Raw genomic sequence first — 16,683 nt, 5'->3', positions numbered from 1 at the left:
TCTTCTGACATGGTGAGCCACCGGACGATCAGTTCACCCTGCAACCACCGTGTCGAGGAGTAGCCGAGATGAGCCGCCGCACGTCCAGACAGCGTGTCGCCACCCTGTCCGCCCTGGTCTGTCTGCTGGGCCTGACCGCTGCCGCGCCCGCGGCGCCGTCGGCCACCCAGCAGTCCGCCAAGAAGCAGCAGACCAGCCTGCTCGACTCGGTGCCCAAGTCCGGTGTGCTGCGCGTGTGCACGACCGGTGACTACAAGCCGTTCACGTACAAGGACCCGAAGGACGGGTCGTACAGCGGCATCGACATCGACATGGCGAAGGACCTGGCCAAGAGCCTCGACGCCAAGGCCGAGTGGGTGGACACCACGTGGGCGAATCTGACGAAGGACCTGTCGGACGGGAAGTGCGACGTCGGCGTCGGCGGTGTCTCGATCACGCTGCCGCGCGCCCGCCAGGTGTACTTCAGCGAGCCGACCCGCGAGGACGGCAAGACGCCGATCGTGCGCTGCGCTGACAAGGACAAGTACCAGACGCTCAAGGACATCGACCAGGCGGGGACGACGGTCGTCGTCAACCCCGGTGGTACGAATGAGCAGTTCGCCCGGGCGCATCTCCAGAACGCCACCATCAAGGTCCACCCGGACAACCGCACGATCTTCGACGAGATCGTGGCGGGCCGGGCGGACGTGATGATGACGGACGCGAGCGAGACGCTCTACCAGGCCAATCTCCACCCCGAGCTGTGCTCGGTCCACCCCGACAAGCCGTTCAGCTTCGCGGAGAAGGCGTACGCGACGCCGCGCGGCGACCGCGACTTCCACGAGTACGTCGACCAGTTCGTGCACTTGGCGACGCACGACGGCACGTACAAGAAGTACGAGGCGGAGTGGCTGAGTTGAGCCCCGGGCGGCTCAGAGGATGACGGGTGTGAGGTCGGGGCCGGCCCCGACCTCGTACGCGTCCTCGTCGAACGGGTACAGCGGGCGCTCCACCCGGTGGTGTCCGAGGCGCAGAAGGTCCTGGTCGACGCCGCCGGGGGTGAGCACGAGCAGCCAGTCCGCGGCTATGTCGTGCAGCTCCGGCTCCAGGTAGCCGATCTTGACGACGACCACGTCGTACGTCCGCGGGTCGATGCCGAGGCCGCCATCGGACGGGCCCGTGAAGTCGGCGAGCGTGTGGAACGGCTTGCGGCGCCCGACGAGGATCACGGTGAGGCCGCCGACGCGGACCGCTGCCATGTCGACACCGCGGTCGTACGCGCCGCCCTCCGCGCGGTCCTTCTGGTCGGCTGCGCGCTGCAACGCCTCGACGGTGCCGGTGAGTTCGTACGGTCCGCCGTGGTTCGCGTCGACCTTGCCGCCGACGGAGAGCGTCACCTCGGCGCCCACCCCGGCCTCGAAGCAGGCCGCCACGGCGACGGGGTCGGTGATGCCGGGGTGGACGGCCGTGACCTTCCCCGTGCGAATCGCGTCGTTCTCCAGCAGCTTGCCCAGCATGTACGCGAGGTCGCCCGCGCCGCCCGCGGTCGGGTTGTCGCCGGAGTCGCTGATGAGGAAGGGCCGCTTGTCGGAGGCGACCGCCTTCTCGATGCATTCCTCGGCGCCGCCGGTCGGGCCGACGAAGAGGAAGTCCTTGCGGGCGTCCCAGTAGCGACGGGCCAGCAACTCGGCTTCCTGGGAGGCCAGTTCGGCGTCCACGCCGGTGACGACGATCGCCGCCTTGCAGCGCGGCTCGTCCGCCCAGGCGTAGCCGACCCACATCGCCGCGTCGAGGATGCCGTCCTTCTGCTCGATGTCGGCGAGCGAGGCGTAGAGGGACTTGGCGGGCTCCAGGCGGGTGCTGGTCTTCTCGCCGGGGAGGAGCACCGGGACCTGGACCCAGGCGCGGTGCGGGCGGGTGCCCTCGCGCAGGCAGTGCACGAGGTTGCGGGCGGCACGCTCGCGGGTGTCCCAGGCGTCCTCGTGCGGGGCGAGGCGGTGCGCGGTGAGCAGGTCGATGGGCTCGGCGAAGCGGCGCGAGACATTGCCGTGCAGGTCCATGCCCGTGGAGATCATGGGGCGGCCCCGAGCCGGGTCGTCCGGGGTGCCGTTGTGGTCGAGCGCCGCGCGGACCGCCTCGGTGAGGTCGCCCTCGGCGTCGGTGAGGCCGATGACGCTCATGGCGCCGTGGATGTCGTAGACGAGTCCGTCGAGCGGGCCCGCCTCCCGTATGCGGGTGACGAGTTCGTTCTTGAGGATCAGGTACGACTCGGCCTCCACCGGACCGCCGGGCAGCGAGGTCGCGTGCAGCAGCGGCACCCACTCGACCAGCTCCGCGAGGTCGGAGTCGGCTTGCGTCCACGTGTAGCGGTCGAGGAGGTCCTGGCCCCGCGTCTGCCGGAAGTCGTCCGTGGTGGAGCGGTGCGGGCAGAACGTGGACGACTCGATGCCGATGCCGCCGATGCCGATGCGCAGGCGGCGGCCGGTGATCGGGGTGGTGCTCGTCATGCGTGGACGCTCTCTTCCTTGAAGGCGGGGGCGGTGGACGGCAGGTTGTTGTGCAGCGCCGTGAGGCCCGCGCCGAGCAGGCCCGCGTCGCGGCCCGCGGCCGTCGTGGTGATCTCCAGGTCTGCTGTGGCGAGCGGCAGACAGCGCTCGTAGAGCACGCCGCGGACGGCGGCGACGAGGGGTTCGGCGGTGGCGAGGACGCCGCCGATGGCGACGGCCCGCGGGTTGAAGAAGTTCACGACGACCGAGAGGACCGTGCCGATGTGTCGTCCCGCGGCCCGTACGAGGGTGGTGGCGAGGGGGTCGCCGTCGGCGACGAGCTGAAGCAGCTCGGTGGTGTTCGTCACGTCGACGCCCTGCGCCGCGAGTTCGCGGATGAGGGCGGCGCCGCTCGCGACGGTCTCCAGGCAGCCGATGTTCCCGCAGGAGCAGGGCCGCTCACCGGCCTCCTCCACGCGGACGTGGCTGATGTCTCCGGCGCTCCCGTTGGCACCGTCGTGCGGCCGGCCCGCGACGATGACGCCGCTGCCGATGCCGCGGCCGGCCTTCACGACGACCATGTGGTCGAGCTCGGGCCGGGAGGTGCGGTGCTCGCCGACCGCCATCATCGTGGCGTCGTTGGCCACGGTCACCGGCATGCCGAGCCGCTCGGTGAGGACGTCACGCAGCGGGTAGCGGTGCCAGCCCGGCATCCGCGACGGGCTCAGCACGCGGCCGTCCGCCGGGTCGACGGGGCCCGGGAAGGAGACGCCGAGCGCGCGCACGGTGCGCCCCGACTCCTTCTGCTTCGCGGCGAGTCGAGCCACTTGACCGCACAGCCAGTCGACGGCGGACTCGGGTCCCGCGGTGATGTCGTGCGGCAGGTCGACGGCGTCGTGCACGGCCGCGCCGAGGTCGACGGCGCCGAGCCGCGCGTGCCGGCTGCCGAGGTCGGCGGCGAGCGCGACGCCGCCCTGCGCCTTGACCCGCAGCAGCCGGGGCCTGCGTCCGCCGCGCGAGGCGCCCTCGCCGGACTCGGTGAGCACGCCCTGGGCCACCAGCTCCTGCACGCGCAGCGAGACGGTGGAGGGCGCGAGGCCCAGTTCCCTGACGAGGTCGGCGCGGGAGGAGGCGGCTCCGGACGAGACGAGCCGGAGTATGTGCCGGGCCGAACCCGGCTCGCCTTCGTTCGCGGTGTCCGTCATCCGGTCCCCCTGGGGTCGCACTTCGCTGCGTACCTAGATGTGTACCTAGCTGCGTGCTTAGTTGCGTACTTACTTCGACTAGTTTGTTCGATGCCGGACCGAACACTAGCCGCACCCGAACCAAGTGCGCCAGACCCCGGGGTTTTTGGATTACTTTCCGAATGAACCTATTGACTTGTTTCGAACGGTCGACTTAGCGTTCGGGCGCCCCTCGTCGAATCTTCACACGGGGCCGCACCCCTTCCCCTTGGAGGCCCTTCGGCATGCGTTCCCTCAGGTCAAAGGCGTCCGCGGCGCTCGCCCTAGCGGCGGCGCTGGTGGCGCTCACCGGCTGCACGCACGAGGCCGGCAGCATCGCCATGGGCCGCACCGGCGGCACTCCCGTCGAGGGAGGCACGGCCACCATGGCCCTGCCGCCCGCGGCGACCCCGAACTGGATCTTCCCGATCGGCGCTCCCGGCTACGGCGGCTCCTACAACTACGCGATCCAGTCGCAGCTCTACATGCCCGTGTACGACGCCGTGCAGGAGAAGGGCGAGCTGGTCACGCACGGCCCGAGCACGCTGGGCCTCGAGCCGAAGTACAGCGACGGCAACAAGACGGTGACCGTCCCGCTGCGCAAGGGCGTCAAGTGGTCCGACGGCACCGAGGTGACCGGTCGCGACCTCGAGTTCTGGTTCAACCTCGTCAAGGCGAACAAAGCCGACTGGGGCGGCTACTCGGTCGGCAACATCCCGGACAACGTCAAGAAGTTCGAGCTCGTCGGCGACCACACCGTACGGCTGCACCTCAAGCGCGCGTACAACCCGGACTGGTTCACGGCGAATCAGCTCTACTACATGCGCGCGCTGCCCCAGCACGCCTGGGACGCGAAGACCGACGGCGGCAAGGTCGGCGACTTCGACCGCACCACGAAGGGCGCCAAGGCGGTCTTCGCCCGGCTCAGCCAGCATGCCAAGAGCCTCGGCTCGTACGGCACCGACCCGCTGTGGAAGACCGTCAACGGGCCGTGGAAGCTGGCCGGTTGGCGGGACAACGGACAGGTGACACTCGTCCCGAACGAGAAGTACACCGGCCCGAAGTCGGAGCGCCCGCACCTCGACAAGGTCGTCTTCAAGCCCTTCACCACCGCCGACTCCGAGTACAACGTGCTGCGCTCCGGCGGCGTCGACTACGGCTACATCCCGCCGTCGGTGATGGCGCAGAAGGAGAAGTTCGAGAGCAAGGGGTACCGCGTCGACCCGTGGGAGGGCTGGGCGGCCACCTACATCGTCTACAACTTCAACTCCACCCACGCGGGCCCGGAGATGAACCAGCTCTACATCCGGCAGGCGATGCAGCACCTCGTCGACCAGAAGGCGATGAGCAAGGTCATCTGGCAGGGCAGCGCGACCGAGACGCTCGGCCCGGTCCCGGTCACGCCGAAGAGTCAGTACCTGTCGAAGGAGATGGCGCACAACCAGTACCCGTTCTCCGTCTCGAAGGCCAAGTCGCTGCTGTCCGCGCACGGTTGGAAGACCGTCGACGGCACTGCGCGCTGCGTCCGGCCCGGCACGGGTGACGACGAGTGCGGCAAGGGCATCGGTAGGAACAACCCCCTGGAACTGACCCTGCTCTCGCAGTCCGGCTCGACCGAGACGACGAACATGATGCAGGAGCTCAAGTCCTCGCTCAGCAAGGCCGGCATCGATCTGACCGTGCGTCAGCAGCCGCTCAACTCCGTGCTCGGCAACTCCGTTCCGTGCAAGGCGAAGGACTCCGGCTGCAACTGGGACATGTCCTTCTTCGGCACCGCCGGCAGCTGGTACTACCCGCTCAACCCGAGCGGCGAGCAGCTCTTCTCCACGGGCGCCTCCTCCAACTTCGGCAACTACAGCGACAAGAAGGCCGACCGTCTCATCAGTGCCGTGCAGTACGCGCCCGACATGAAGGCCATTCACGAGTACGGCGAGTACCTGGCCGAGCAGCTTCCGGTGATGTGGATGCCGAACCCCGCGTACCAGGTGTCGGTGATCCGCAATGACCTGCGCGGCATCGAGCAGAACCCGACCGTGACCTTCCAGCCCTCGCACTGGTATTTCGTCAAGAAGGGAGCCGAGAAGTGACCGGCTTTCTGGTCAAGCGTTTCCTTCAGGCGCTCGTCGTCCTGTTCCTCGTCTCGATCATCGTCTTCACCCTGCTGCACCTGCTGCCGGGCGGCCCCGCCCGCGCGATCCTCGGCCCCAAGGGGACGCCGCAGCAGATCGAGCACTTCAACCATGTTCAGGGCTACGACCGTTCGCTGCCGACGCAGTACCTGATGTACCTGAAGCGCCTGCTGACGGGCGACCTCGGCGAGTCGTACAAGCTCAACTCGCCGGTGATCGACCTGCTCACCCAGCGCCTGCCGAAGACGCTCCTGCTCACGCTCATGTCGACGGTCCTCGCGGTCGTCATCGCGGTGCCGCTCGGCCTGCTCCAGGCGGTGCGGCGCGGCAAGGCGTCCGACTACGCGCTGACCGGGCTCGCGTTCCTGCTGTACGCGACGCCCGTGTTCTTCCTCGGCCTCATCATGATCATCCTGTTCGCGCAGGTGCTGCCGATCTTCCCGGCGGAGGCACCGCAGGGCGAGACGATCGGTCAACTGCTGGGCGACATACCCGGGTTGATCCTGCCGGTCGTGACCATGGCGTTCGGCATCGTGGCCATGTTCAGCCGCTACATGCGCTCGGCGGTCCTCGACAACCTCACCGAGGAATACGTGCGCACGGCCATGGCGAAGGGCCAGTCGAGCCGCCGGATCATGGTGAAGCACGTGATGCGCAACGCCCTGATCCCGCTCGCCACCCTGCTCGGCCTGTACCTGCCGACGCTGTTCAGCGGCGCCCTCGTCGTCGAGTCGATGTTCAACTACCCCGGTATGGGGCTGCTGTTCTGGAACGCCGCGCAGGGCTCGGACTTCCCCGTCCTGCTTGGCGTGACTCTCGTCGTCGGCATCGCGACCGTCCTCGGCTCGCTGCTCACCGACATCCTGTACGCCGTCCTCGACCCGCGGATCCGGAGCGTGTCATGACCACTGCTGTGACGACCTCTGCCATACCGGGACAGGAGGAGACCGCGCAGGCGACACCCTCGCTGGCCCGCCGTACGCTGCGCGTGTTCACGGGCAACAAGCTGGCGCTGAGCGGCGTCATCCTGCTCGTGCTGCTGCTGGCCTTCTGCTACCTGGGCCCGCTGGTCCACCCGACCGAGCAGATCCACACCGACCTGTCGCAGGCGAACCTGGCGCCGGGCACATCGGGTCACCTCCTCGGCACCACCGACCTCGGTTACGACATGGTGGGCCGGCTCATGGTCGCGGGGCAGACGTCCCTCGAGATCGGCCTGGCGGCAGGCCTGTTGGCGACCCTGTTCGGCACCGTGTACGGCGCCGTCGCCGGGTACTTCGGCGGCTGGGTCGACGCGACGATGATGCGGATCACGGACGCCGCGCTCGCCATCCCGGCGATGTTCCTGCTCGTGGTCGTGGCCGCGATCATCACGCCCAGCAAGGGCATCCTGATCCTCATCATCGCGGGCGTCGCCTGGCTCTCCCCCGCCCGCCTGGTGCGCGGCGAGGCGCTGTCGCTGCGCAACCGGGAGTACGTACAGGCGATGCGGATGATGGGCGGTGGCGGCGCGCGCGCCGTGTTCAAGCACATCGTCCCGAACGCCATCGGCACGGTCATCGTCAACTGCACGTTCCAGATCGCCGACGCCATCCTCTACGTCAGCTACCTGGCCTTCCTCGGCCTGTCGATCCCGCCGCCGTCCGCCGACTGGGGCTCGATGCTGTCCGCCGGCATCACCTACACGCAGAACGGCTACTGGTGGCTGATCTTCCCGCCGGGCATCGCGATCGTCCTGGTCGTCGCCGCGTTCAACTTCATCGGCGACGGGCTGCGCGACGCGTTCGAAGTACGGCTGCGCAAGTAGCGCTCACGTCGGAGGACCGCTGCGCGACCAGCGGTCACGTGGGATCAGGCAACGCAAGGGATCTAGGAAAGCTGACATGACCGAGCCTCTGCTCAGGATCGACGACCTGCGCGTCGACATCTCCACGCGCGACCGCACCGTCCACGCCCTCGACGGCGTCTCGCTCGAACTGGCGCCGGGCGACGCACTCGGCATCGTCGGCGAGTCCGGCTGCGGAAAGACCATGACGGCGCTCAGCGTCCTCGGTCTGCTGCCGTCCGGCGGCGAGGTGACCGGCGGACGCATCATGTTCGACGGGCAGGACCTGGCGACGGCGCCCGCGCCGGTCCTCCAGGACGTGCGCGGCAACACCATCGGCATGGTGTTCCAGGACCCGCTGACCTCCCTGAACCCGACGATGACGATCGGCGCGCAGGTCGCGGAGCCGCTGCTGCTGCACCGGGACGTGTCCAAGAAGGAGGCGTGGGCGCGCGCCGAGGAGACGCTGCGGCTCGTCGGCATGCCGCAGCCGGCCGAGCGGATGAAGGCGTATCCGCACCAGCTGTCCGGCGGCATGCGCCAGCGCGTGGCCATCGCCATGGCGCTGGTCTGCGAGCCGAAGCTGCTGATCGCGGACGAGCCGACGACGGCGCTCGACGTGACGACGCAGCACCAGATCCTGGAGCTCATCGACGATCTGCGCGAGCGGCTCGGCATGGCGATGATCCTGGTCACGCACGACCTCGGCGTCATCGCGAACCGGGTCGACCGGGTGGCCGTGATGTACGCGGGTCAGGTGGCGGAGCAGTCCGATGTACGCGGCCTGTTCGCCCGCCCCCGGCACCGCTACACGGAGGCGCTGTTCGCGGCGCTGCCCGAGCGCGCGGCGGACAACGAGACGGAGCTGCACACCATCCCCGGCCTGCCGCCGAGCCTGACGGTGCGGCCCACGGGGTGCCGGTTCGCGCCGCGCTGCCTGTTCGCGACGGACGACTGCCGAACCCTCGAGCCGTTCCTGGAGGAGGACGAGGTGCAGGGCGCGGAGCACCGGTTCGCGTGCTTCCACCCGGTGCCGACGGCGGCGGACGCCGCCTCCCCGGACGAGGTGGTGACACCCGCGCCGATCCCTGCGCAGGACGCACCCACCTCCGATGTACTGGTCGAACTCGACGCGCTGGTCAAGGAGTTCCCGCTCAAGGGCGGCCCGTTCTCGCGCAGCAAGGGCACGGTGAGCGCGGTCGGCGGGGTGTCGCTGAGCATCCGCAAGGGCGAGACGTTCGGCATGGTCGGCGAGTCGGGCTGCGGCAAGACGACGCTCGGCCGGATCGTGGCGGGCCTGGAGGAGCCGACGGCGGGTTCCGTACGGTTCGAGGGCCGGGACCGCGCTTCGCTGTCGCGCTCGGAACGCCGGGCGCACCGCCGCGACGTCCAGCTGATGTTCCAGGACTCGACGGCGGCGATGGACCCGCGGATGCGGGTCGGCGAGATCCTGCGCGAGCCGCTCGTCATCCAGGGCGTCGGCGACAAGGCCGAACAGGAGAAGCTGATCGGCGAACTCCTCGACGCGGTGGGCCTGCCGCGCGGCGCGGTGCACCGCTACCCGCACGAGTTCTCCGGCGGCCAGCGCCAACGCCTGGGCCTCGCACGGGCGTTGACGCTCTCCCCCGACCTGGTGGTGGCGGACGAACCGGTGTCCGCGCTCGACGTGTCGGTCCAGGCGCAGATCCTGAACCTGATGCGGGAGCTTCAGCGCGAACGCGGCCTCACCTACCTCTTCATCTCGCACGACCTCGCGGTGGTCCGCTACCTCGCGGACACGGTCGGCGTGATGTACCTGGGCAAGCTGGTGGAGGTGGGCCCCGCCGAGCAGGTCTACTCGCACCCGCTCCACCCCTACACACGCGGCCTGCTCGACACGGTGAACGTGCCGGACCCCGAGGCGACCGCCGCCTCCGGGTCCCCGCTGACGGGCGAGACGCCGTCGGCGGCGAAGCCCCCGTCGGGCTGCCGGTTCCGTACGCGCTGCCCGATCGCGCAGGACGTCTGCGCGACGACGGAGCCGCCGGAGTCGACACCGAACTCGGCGGGCCACCGGGTCGCGTGCCACTTCCCGCTGGCGGTGCCTTCGCCGGCTTGACTGGCGGTGCCGACACCGGCCTGACCTGCGGCAATGTCCGGTACGGGGCCATTGTCAGTGGCGGGGTGCAGACTGACCGATACCTGGAGACAACGACGTTTCGGAGGTTCGGCATGACTGACGTACTGCTGGCAGTGGGCACCCGCAAGGGCCTCTTTCTGGGCCGCAAGCGCGACGGCGGCCCGTTCGAGTTCGACGAGAGCCCGTACTTCAACGCACAGGCGATGTACTCGGTCGCCATCGACACCCGCGGGGAGCGACCACGGCTCCTCGCGGGCGGCGACAGCACACACTTCGGACCGTCCGTCTTCCACTCGGACGACCTGGGCCGCACCTGGACCGAGCCGCCCGCGCCCGCCGTCAAGTTCCCCGATTTCACCGGGACTTCGCTGGAGCGGGTGTGGCAGCTGCACCCGTCGGCCTCGGAGCCGGACGTGGTGTACGCGGGCACGGAACCGGCGGCGTTGTACCGCTCGGAGGACCGGGGCGAGACGTTCGAGCTGTGCCGCCCCCTGTGGGAGCACCCCACACGTTCGCAGTGGGTGCCGGGCGGCGGCGGAGAGGGCCTGCACACGATCCTGACGGACGAGCGGGACCCCGGTGCGGTGACGGTGGCGGTGTCCACGGCGGGCGTCTTCCGTACGACGGACGGCGGCGCGAGCTGGGACCCGGCGAACAACGGAGTGGCCGCGGCCTTCCTCCCCGACCCGAACCCCGAGTTCGGCCAGTGCGTGCACAAGGTGACGCGGGACGCCGTCGACCCCGACCGCCTCTACCTCCAGAACCACTGGGGCGTGTACCGCAGCGACGACGGCGGCGGAAAGTGGCTCGACATCGGCGAGGGCCTCCCTTCGACCTTCGGCTTCGCCGCGGCCGCGCACCCGCACCGGGGCGACACGGCGTACATCTTCCCCATCACGGCGGACATCGACCGCGTCCCCGCCGACCACCGCTGTCGCGTCTACCGCACCCAGGACGCCGGCACCACCTGGGAACCCCTCACCCACGGCCTCCCGTCGGACGACCACTACGGCACGGTCCTGCGCGACGCCCTGTGCACGGACGACAACGACCCGGCGGGCGTCTACTTCGGCAACCGCAACGGCGAGGTGTACGCGTCCCCGGACGACGGCGACACCTGGAAGCGGGTGGCGTCGCATCTGCCGGATGTGTTGTGTGTGCGGGCGGCTGTTGTGGGGTGACGGCCGCCCGGGGTTGCGGTCACGGGGCTCCGCCCCGGGCCCCGCTCCTCAATCGCCGGAGGGGCTTGAATTTGCCAGCAAGCGCTGTAGGTAGAGACCCCTTTGCGCGTTCAGTTCGCTGGACCGTCCCAGCCGAACGGCCTCCGCGAACTCCCGTCGCAGGATCGGCCAGCACTCCTCGTGGTCGATCTCGGCCGTGTCGTAGGTCAACTCGGGGCCCGGGCCGAAGAGTTCGACTCGGGTGAGGGCGCGGTCACGCGCGACGCTGCCGGACAGGGACGCCTGGCTCACCGCGCCGTTCTCGTGTTCGCAGGTCAGTTCCAGCCAGCGGCGGGAGTCGCCGGTGGCGCGGATGGAGGCGATCGGGCCCACCGCCGCGTCGAGGAGGTCGAGGAGGTGCGGGCCCAGGTCGTAGAGGGCGCCGTGTTCCAGGCGCCAGGACGTGGCGAAGTCGCCGCCCAGGAAGGCTCCGTGGAGGTAGCAGGAGCGGGCGCCCGTCACCGACATCCCCTGCGCCTGCTCGATGAAAGCGCGTGTCGTCGGGTGGTAGCGCTTCGTCAGGACGAGCTGGGAGACCACACCCGCTTCGTCGATGGCGTCCACCATGCGTTCGGCCGATGCAAGGTCCAGGGCGAGGGGCTTCTCCAGCAGCAGCGCCTTGCTGGCCTTGGCCGCCCTCGGCGCCAACTCCGCCTGCACGGACGGCGGTACGGCGAAGGCGACCGCCTCGCAGGTGTCGAGGAGTTCGTCGAAGCTTCCCGCCACCGCCGCGCCATAGGGTTCGGCCGTCGCGCGGGCCGCGTCCGTGCGGCGGGCCCAGACGGCGGTGAGCCGGGTCTCGGGGCCCGCGGCGAGCATGCGGGCGTGCATGGTGCGGGCCCAGGGACCGGCGCCGACGAGTGCGACCCGGACGGGGTCGTGGGGCCATGCGGCGTTGTCTGTCACGAGGTTCCTTGCGGTTCTTGCGCGGCGGCACTGGATTCGGATTCGGCAAGCGCGCGCAGGCGGGCGTCCGCGCGTTCGGGGGCGTAGAGGACGTCGACGACCATCGCCGCCGCGCCGATCAGGCCCGCGTGGTCGCCGAGTCGGGAGGTGACGACGTCGAGGTGGGCGGTGGTGCGGGGCATCGCGCGCTGGTAGAGGAGTTCGCGCACGCCGGTGAGGAAGGGGATGCCCGCCAGGTCGCCGGCGAGCATCAGGACGCCGGGGTTGAGGAGGGTCACGACCGTGACCAGGACCTCGCCGGCGCGCTGTCCCGCCGCCCGGGCGAGGCGGACCGCGTCGGGGTTCCCCTGTTCAAGGAGTGCCTTGACGTCGGTACCGGTGGACACCTCCATGCCCTGGTTGGAGAGGTCCTTGGCGAGCGCGCGGCCGCTCGCCACCGCCGCCAGGCAGCCGTAGGACCCGCACATGCACAGGGCGTCGGGCTTGTCGTGGAGACGGATGTGGCCGATGTCGCCCGCGCCGCCGTCGATGCCGCGGAAGATCTCGTTGTTGACGACGACGCCCGCGCCGATGCCGGTGGAGACCTTGATGAGGACGAAGGCCGAGCAGTCGGGGTGGCCCGCTTGCTGCTCGGCCAGGGCCATCAGGTTGGCGTCGTTGTCGACGAAGACCGGGATCGGCCGGCCGCCCGTCGTGTCCTCCATCGAGGCGCCGACATGCTCGGCGTACGCCTCCTGCATGCGTTCCCTGATCGGGAAGCGGTCCCAGCCCGGCATGATCGGCGGCTGGACGACCTGTCCCGTCTCCCAGTCCACCGGGCCGGGGACCGACAGGCCGATGCCGCAGACCCGCTCGGCCGGGGTGCCTGAGGTGGCGAGCAGCTCCGGGAAACAGCGGGCCAGGCCGTCGAGCACGCGGTCGGGGCCGTCGCCGATGTCGAGGTCGACGGTCCGCTCCGCGAGGACCGTGCCCCCGAGGTCGAGCACGGCCACGCGCGCGTACCGGGTCTCCAGGTCCACCGCGAGGACGGCGGCGTGGCCGGGGTCGAAGACGATGCGGTGCGAGGGCCGCCCGCCGGTGGACGTGCCGGTGTCCTGGCGCAGCCAGCCCGCCCGGTCGAGTTCGTCGAGGCGGAGCCCCACCGTGGAGCGGGACATGCCGGTCGCGCGTTGCAGGTCGGCGCGGGTATTGGCCTGGCCGCCGCGGATCAGCTGCAGCAGCCGGCCCGCGCTCGTGGCGCTGGGCGTGCTCATCGTCTTCTTCCCCCTGTTCACCCGGGTCGTTCCCCCCGGTCAGCTCTTGTCCGCGCCGGCGGTCAGACCCTCGGTCAGCAGGCGTTCCGCGGCGAAGAACAGGATTACCACGGGGATCGTCAGGACCACGGACCCGGCCATGAGCACCGTCTTGGACACCTCGATGCCGTTCGACAGCTGGGCGAGGCCGAGCGACACCGTCCACTTGCCGGGGTCGGCGGCCAGGAAGAGGAGCGCGAAGAGGAATTCGTTCCACGCGATCATCAGCACGTAGAGGCCGGTCGCCATGAGGGACGGGAGGGCCAGCGGGAGGATGACCTTGCGGACCGTCTGCAGGCGGCTGCAGCCGTCGAGCGCCGCCGCCTCCTCGATCGAGTACGGGATGGTGACCAGGTAGTTCTTGAGCATGTAGATCGCGACCGGGACCGTCTGCGCCACGTACACGATCGCCAGGCCCACGAGGCTCGACGACAGGCCGATCTTCGCGAACATCACGAACAGCGGCACCGCGAGCAGCGTCGACGGGAACATGTAGACCGCGAGGAACAGCGCGCTGACCTGGCGGTTGCCGAAGAACTTCAGGCGGCTGATGGCGTACGCGCCGGGGACGGCCGCGAGCAGGGTCAGGGCGACCGTGCCGAGGGACACCAGGGCGGAGTTCTTCAGGAGTTGGAGGAAGCCCTGGCCGCCGTCGTCGGTGGAGCGCAGCACCTCGGTGTACGTGTCGAGGGTGAACTGCTTGGCCGAGACCCACAGGGACCCGGGGTCGAGGAGCAGTGCGTCGATCGGCTTCACCGACAGCAGCAGCATGTAGTAGAAGGGCACGATCGTGATCAGCGCGAGGAACGCGATGACCACCCAGCGTGCGACGCCGAAGAACCGCTCCTCGAACTGGGCGCGCGTCATGGCCGGCCTACCGGTACGCGTACTGGTACTGGTCACGACTCCTCCTGGACCTTGTTGCCGAAGAACTTGAAGTACAGGCCCAGCAGGACCATGAGGGCGACGGCCAGGACGAGGGCCTGGGCGGCCGCCGCGCCGACGTCGTAGCGCGAGGTCAGGAAGTCGTAGACGCGCACGGCCGCGACGTCGGTGCCGGCTCCGCCGCCGGTCAGCAGGTACACGTCGTCGAACTTGTTGAACGTCATGATGAAGCGCAGTACGCAGAGCAGCGCGATCACCGGCATCAGCTGCGGCAGCATGACGTGCCGGAAGCGCTGGGTGGGCGTGGCGCCATCGACCTTCGCGGCTTCCTCCAGGCCGTCCGGGACCGCCTGGAGGCGGGCGAGGATGAAGAGGAAGGCGAACGGGAAGTAGCGCCAGCACTCGAAGGCGATCACCGTGAGCAGAGCCAGCGGGATGTCGAAGTGCAGGCCGAGCAGGTGGACTTCGTACTCGCGCGTGGACAGGAACGCGATGGGGTCGTCCCAGCCGAAGAGCTTCTGGCCCCACTCGTTGACGATGCCGTACTGCGGGCTGAGCGCGACCTCCCACACGAACGCGACGGCCACGACCGGCGCCACGTACGGCAGCAGCATCGCGGCGCGCAGCAGGCCACGCCCCCGGAAGGGCTTGCGCAGGGCGAGCGCGGCGATCAGGCCGAGGGCGACGGAGCCGAAGGTGGCGCCGACGGTGTAGAGCAGCGTGGTGCCGAGGCTGGACCAGAAGCCCGCGGAGTCGAAGACCTGCGAGAAGTTGCGCAGGCTCCAGTTGCCGAACAGGCCCATGCCCTGGATGTCGACGAGCTTGGCGCGCTGGAAGGCGAGCAGCACCGTCCACAGGATCGGCAGCACCACGACGACGAGGACGACGAAAAAGGTGGGGCTGACGAAGGCGAGGCCCGCCCGGTTGGTGCGGCGGCTCGCGGTCATGGGCCTGCGGGGGCGGCGGCCGCCGGACGGGGCCGGTGATCCGTCCGGCGGGTTGGTGCGCTGCTTCGCACCGGTGGTGGCTGTAGTCATGGGGAGGCTTTCGACGAGAAGGTCACGAGGGAAGGCGAGGAAGGGCCGGGGCGGGCCGTTGCTGCAGGGACTTCTGGCGGGCCGCTATTGCAGGGACTTCTTCAGGGCGGCCACCTCTTCCTCGGCCTCGCGCGAGGCCTCGCGGGGTGAGGTCTGGCCCGCGGTCATGGCGCCGATGGCCTTCGGGACCGGCAGTTCGCCGTTGGTGGCGCCGACCAGTGCGCCCTCGCCCTGCTCGATGCCCCAGCGGCGCAAGTCGCCGATGCCGTCGGCCAGTTGGTCGAGGACCTGCGGCGAGTAGACCTCGTCGAGGGGCTTGCGCTCGCCGACGCCGATCTTGCTGTGCCGCCAGGCGGCCATGTACTTCTCGGGCTCCGCGGCGGTGCCCCGGCGGACCGGGATCTTGCCCTCGGGGGCCTGTCCGAACCAGGACTCGTAGCCGCTGCCCATCATGTACTCGATGAACTCGCGGGAGGCGTCCGTCTCGGCGGTCTTGGTGGTGACCCAGGACGTGATCTCGCCGAACTGCGCGGCCTTGCTCGCCTTCGCGCCCTTGAGCGCGGTGACGATGCCGGTGTTGTCGGCGAGGAACTGCTTGTCCTTGCCTTCGCACTGCGGGCAGCTCGGCAGGGCGTCCTTGCGCAGGCCCGCCAGTTCGTCGAGAAGGAACGAGGACCAGATCATCATCGAGGAGCGGCCCGCGAAGTAGGTGGCTCGCGTCGAGTCGACGGTCTGGGTGCCGGGGGCTCCGTACTCGCGCGCCAGCTGGTCGTAGGTGTGGAACGCCTTGACGCACTGCGGGGAGTCGAGGGTGACCTTGCCGTGGCCGTCGACGAGCTGGCAGTTGTTCGCGAGCGCGAGGCTCTCGAAGCTCTGCGAGGTGAAGACGTCCGAGGGGTCGGTGGCGGCGGAGACGCCGTCGTGCCCCTTGGTGGTGAGCTTCTTGGCGGCCGTGACGAGCTTGTTGTACGTGTCCGGCTTCTCGAGGCCCGCCTTGGCGAAGTCGTCCTTGCGGTAGACGAGGAGCTGCAGCCAGGCGTCGGAGGGGACGCCGAGGCTGACGTTGCCGTCGCTGGTGAGCTTGAGGGCGTTCTTGTCGAACGTTCCCCGCCCCAGCTTCTTGACGATCTGCCGGGGTATGTCCGTGTTGAGCAGGCCGTTGCTGTACATCTGCCAGGTCTGGCCCATGGGGGCGGCGCCGATCACGTCGGGCAGATGGCCGGACGCCGCCGCGGACATGATGAGTTGGGGCATCTGCCCCTCGTCGACGCCGACGAGATGCACCTTGACGCCGGTCTTCTTCTCGAAGCCGTCGATGATCTTCTGCGTCGCCGCGACGCGGTCCGGGAGGTTCTCCTGGGACCACACGGTGATCTCACGGTCCGGTGTGCCCGGCCCTGTGCTGCTCGCGCAGCCGGTGAGCAGTCCTATGCCCAAGGCTGTCGTGGCGCCGACCGCGATCGCCTTCGACCGCCGCGTCCTGGTGCGCATTACCGTCCCCATCGCCGACTTACGTCTATCAAGCACGCATCTCAGCACTACTTTTGCCTGTTGACAAGACATAAGTTGCGGATATTGTCGA

General features: G+C 69.6%; 13 protein-coding genes. 6 read left to right on the top strand and 7 right to left on the bottom strand.

The window, feature by feature from the left end; genetic code table 11:
- Positions 1 to 68 precede the first annotated feature (68 nt).
- A complete protein-coding gene (locus OG746_RS19330) occupies positions 69 to 899 on the top strand; it encodes a transporter substrate-binding domain-containing protein (RefSeq protein WP_266716119.1) in 831 nt (276 codons plus the stop codon).
- Between the two features lie 12 nt (positions 900 to 911).
- Here OG746_RS19330 and OG746_RS19325 read toward each other — a convergent pair whose 3' ends face one another.
- The gene (locus tag OG746_RS19325) at positions 912 to 2,486 is read right to left on the bottom strand and encodes a M81 family metallopeptidase (RefSeq protein ID WP_266716117.1); all 1,575 of its coding nucleotides are present in this window, start codon (positions 2,484 to 2,486) and stop codon (positions 912 to 914) included.
- The gene (locus tag OG746_RS19320) at positions 2,483 to 3,670 is read right to left on the bottom strand and encodes an ROK family transcriptional regulator (RefSeq protein WP_266716115.1); all 1,188 of its coding nucleotides are present in this window, start codon (positions 3,668 to 3,670) and stop codon (positions 2,483 to 2,485) included. Before OG746_RS19320 ends, OG746_RS19325 begins: the two co-directional genes overlap by 4 nt.
- A gap of 263 nt (positions 3,671 to 3,933) precedes the next feature.
- On the opposite strand from OG746_RS19320, the gene OG746_RS19315 reads away from it, so the two are divergent.
- The 5 genes from OG746_RS19315 to OG746_RS19295 all read left to right on the top strand — a co-directional run bounded on the left by OG746_RS19315 (position 3,934) and on the right by OG746_RS19295 (position 10,942).
- Positions 3,934 to 5,775, top strand: a complete 1,842-nt coding sequence (locus OG746_RS19315) for a peptide ABC transporter substrate-binding protein (protein ID WP_266716113.1) — start codon at positions 3,934 to 3,936, stop codon at positions 5,773 to 5,775.
- Positions 5,772 to 6,722, top strand: coding sequence for an ABC transporter permease (locus OG746_RS19310; RefSeq protein ID WP_266716111.1), 951 nt, complete (start codon positions 5,772 to 5,774; stop codon positions 6,720 to 6,722). Before OG746_RS19315 ends, OG746_RS19310 begins: the two co-directional genes overlap by 4 nt.
- On the top strand, positions 6,719 to 7,624 hold the full coding sequence (locus OG746_RS19305) for an ABC transporter permease (protein WP_266716109.1): 906 nt from the start codon (positions 6,719 to 6,721) through the stop codon (positions 7,622 to 7,624). Before OG746_RS19310 ends, OG746_RS19305 begins: the two co-directional genes overlap by 4 nt.
- Positions 7,625 to 7,700: 76 nt before the next feature.
- Entirely contained in the window at positions 7,701 to 9,740 is a 2,040-nt protein-coding gene (locus tag OG746_RS19300; RefSeq protein WP_266716107.1) for an ABC transporter ATP-binding protein, read from the top strand.
- 113 nt (positions 9,741 to 9,853) lie between these two features.
- On the top strand, positions 9,854 to 10,942 hold the full coding sequence (locus OG746_RS19295) for a WD40/YVTN/BNR-like repeat-containing protein (protein ID WP_266716105.1): 1,089 nt from the start codon (positions 9,854 to 9,856) through the stop codon (positions 10,940 to 10,942).
- 48 nt (positions 10,943 to 10,990) lie between these two features.
- Here OG746_RS19295 and OG746_RS19290 read toward each other — a convergent pair whose 3' ends face one another.
- The 5 genes from OG746_RS19290 to OG746_RS19270 all read right to left on the bottom strand — a co-directional run bounded on the left by OG746_RS19290 (position 10,991) and on the right by OG746_RS19270 (position 16,592).
- Entirely contained in the window at positions 10,991 to 11,887 is an 897-nt protein-coding gene (locus tag OG746_RS19290; protein ID WP_266716103.1) for a Gfo/Idh/MocA family protein, read from the bottom strand.
- Positions 11,884 to 13,140: an ROK family transcriptional regulator gene (locus OG746_RS19285; protein WP_266716101.1), complete on the bottom strand. Its 1,257-nt coding sequence runs from the start codon at positions 13,138 to 13,140 to the stop codon at positions 11,884 to 11,886. The genes OG746_RS19290 and OG746_RS19285 overlap by 4 nt, the downstream gene beginning before the upstream one ends.
- Before the next feature lie 39 nt (positions 13,141 to 13,179).
- The gene (locus OG746_RS19280) at positions 13,180 to 14,046 is read right to left on the bottom strand and encodes a carbohydrate ABC transporter permease (protein WP_266719077.1); all 867 of its coding nucleotides are present in this window, start codon (positions 14,044 to 14,046) and stop codon (positions 13,180 to 13,182) included.
- 32 nt (positions 14,047 to 14,078) lie between these two features.
- Entirely contained in the window at positions 14,079 to 15,101 is a 1,023-nt protein-coding gene (locus OG746_RS19275; RefSeq protein ID WP_266716099.1) for a carbohydrate ABC transporter permease, read from the bottom strand.
- 84 nt (positions 15,102 to 15,185) lie between these two features.
- Positions 15,186 to 16,592 carry an ABC transporter substrate-binding protein gene (locus OG746_RS19270; RefSeq protein ID WP_266716097.1) on the bottom strand — a complete coding sequence of 469 codons (1,407 nt, stop codon included), beginning with the start codon at positions 16,590 to 16,592 and terminating at the stop codon, positions 15,186 to 15,188.
- Between the last annotated feature and the right edge of the window lie 91 nt (positions 16,593 to 16,683).

The organism is Streptomyces sp. NBC_01016, from assembly GCF_026341035.1.
GTDB lineage: Bacteria > Actinomycetota > Actinomycetes > Streptomycetales > Streptomycetaceae > Streptomyces.
The sequence above is the reverse complement of the archived record's forward strand: the minus strand, read 5'-3'. Positions and strand labels throughout refer to the sequence as shown.